Raw genomic sequence first — 2,035 nt, 5'->3', positions numbered from 1 at the left:
TACACCACCATCATCAACAAGTGGGCCAAGAACCCCAACGCCGCCAAGCTGGCCCGTGAATACATCCTCTCCGATGCCGGTCAAATCAATCTGGCCCGCGGCTACGCCCGCCCGATCCGCAGCAACGTGACCCTGCCGGATGATGTGAAGGCCAAGCTGCTGCCGGCCGAGCAGTACGCCAATGCCAAGCCGGTGCAGGATCACGCCGCCTGGGAGCAGAGCTCCAAAGCCCTGCCGCGCCAGTGGCAAGAAACCGTCATGATCAACATGCAGTAAGGGAATCCAGTGCAACACAAGGTGATAGTGGTACTTGTGGATGGTCTGGCAGCCGAGGTAGCCCACACCATGGGCTACCTCGGTGGCATGGTGGAGGCGGGGCGGGGCCTGCATACGACCCTGAATGCTGCCCTGCCGTCTCTCTCCCGACCCCTCTACGAGTGCATCCTGACCGGCGTGCCGCCGGTGGTGAGCGGCATCACCCACAACGGGGTGAGTCGCCTCAGTCTGCATGACTCCATCTTCCATCTGGCCCGCGCTGCGGGTAAACGCACCGCAGCGGCGGCCTATTACTGGGTGAGCGAACTCTACAACCGCAGCCCCTGGCTGGCAGCCCGTGATCGCTTTACTCACGACGAGCTGCTGCCGATCCAGCACGGCAGCTTCTACTGGGATGACAACTATCCCGACAGCCATCTGCTGATGGATGGCGAGTGGCTGCGCAGCCAGTACGACCCCGATTTTCTGCTGATCCACCCGATGGGAGTGGACGATGCGGGTCACAAGTTTGGCCTCGATTCCCGCCAGTACCGCAATCAGGCGCGCCGGATGGACAGCTTGCTGGCCGATCTGCTGCCCCAGTGGCTGGCGGAGGGGTATCAGGTGGTGATCACCTCGGATCATGGCATGAACAACGACCTGAGCCACGGCGGCACCCTGCCGGAAGAGCGCACAGTGCCACTCTGGCTGTTTGGCGATGCCTTTATCGAGCGCTGGCCGGATGGGGTAGTGATCGCCCAGACCCAGCTCTGCGCCCTGATGGCGGATCTGTTGGGCATTCCCCACGACAAGCCGGCAGCGCCACCGCTGCTCAAGGCCGCCTTTATGCGCGAGGTGCACTGATGATGCCTGCCACCACCGAGATCTTGGTGGTTCAACCCGTGGCCACCAAGCGCAAGGTGCGCCGCCACTGGCTGCCCGCCCTGGTGCTGCTGCCGTTTATCCTCTTGATGATCCTGTTCCAGCTCGCCCCCATGGTGTGGGTGCTGGTGGGTAGCTTTCAGACCCCGGATGGCTGGGGCCTCGACTACTACCGGGAGATTTTGAGCTCCCCCTTCTACCTGCAATCGTTCGGCAACTCGTTGCGCATTGCCGGTATCGCCAGTCTGGCGGGGCTTGCCATCGGCACCCTCGGGGTAGCCGCGCTGCGCCACAGCGGCGAGCGGGTCAAGCGGGTGCTGCTGGCCTTTGTCACCATGACCGGCAACTTCAGCGGTGTGCCGCTGGCATTCGCCTTCATCATCATTCTCGGCATCAATGGCGCGGTGACCCTGCTGCTGAAATCCTGGGGATTGATCGACGGCTTCAACCTCTACTCGGGGTCGGGCCTTATTCTCATCTACACCTACTTCCAGATCCCGCTCGCCCTGCTGCTGCTCTATCCGGCCTTCGATGCGCTGCAGGATGAGTGGCCGCAAGCGGCCGCGCTGCTCGGCGCGAGCAAGGGGCAGTATGTGTGGCACGTGGCGCTGCCGGTACTGACGCCTGCGCTGCTCGGCACCCTGATCATCCTGTTTGCCAACGCGGTGGGGGCCTATGCCTCCGCCTACGCCCTCACCACCGGCAACTTCAATCTGGTGACCATCCGGGTGGCCAGTCTGGTCTCCGGCGATATCTTCCTCGAGCCCAATATGGCGGCGGCGCTGGCGGTGATCCTGATGGTGCTGTTGGGGGTGGTGACGGCCGCCAACCAGTGGCTGCTGAAAAAGAGCTATGTGAACAAGGGGCAATCCCATGCATGATTTGACGCCGCGCTGGC

Annotated in this window: 2 protein-coding genes and 1 pseudogene; all 3 read left to right on the top strand. The window is 63.0% G+C overall.

Annotated features, from left to right (window positions below; translation table 11 throughout):
- Positions 1 to 276: pseudogene (locus G5358_RS20905) on the top strand (ABC transporter substrate-binding protein); the annotation flags it as partial.
- 9 nt (positions 277 to 285) lie between these two features.
- Positions 286 to 1,119: an alkaline phosphatase family protein gene (locus G5358_RS20900; protein ID WP_158113293.1), complete on the top strand. Its 834-nt coding sequence runs from the start codon at positions 286 to 288 to the stop codon at positions 1,117 to 1,119.
- The gene (locus G5358_RS20895; RefSeq protein ID WP_421324860.1) at positions 1,119 to 2,018 is read left to right on the top strand and encodes an ABC transporter permease; all 900 of its coding nucleotides are present in this window, start codon (positions 1,119 to 1,121) and stop codon (positions 2,016 to 2,018) included. The genes G5358_RS20900 and G5358_RS20895 overlap by 1 nt, the downstream gene beginning before the upstream one ends.
- Positions 2,019 to 2,035: the final 17 nt, after the last annotated feature.

The organism is Aeromonas sp. 604176 (genome assembly GCF_049170755.1).
Taxonomy (GTDB): Bacteria; Pseudomonadota; Gammaproteobacteria; order Enterobacterales; family Aeromonadaceae; genus Aeromonas; species Aeromonas veronii_A.
Note: the sequence above shows the minus strand (reverse complement) of the source record. Positions and strands in the feature narration are given on the sequence as shown.

Coding starts and splice junctions, on each gene's coding strand:
- G5358_RS20895 (WP_421324860.1), top strand. CDS start 1,119: ATGATGCCTGCCACCACCGAGATCTTGGTGGTTCAACCCGTGGCCACC.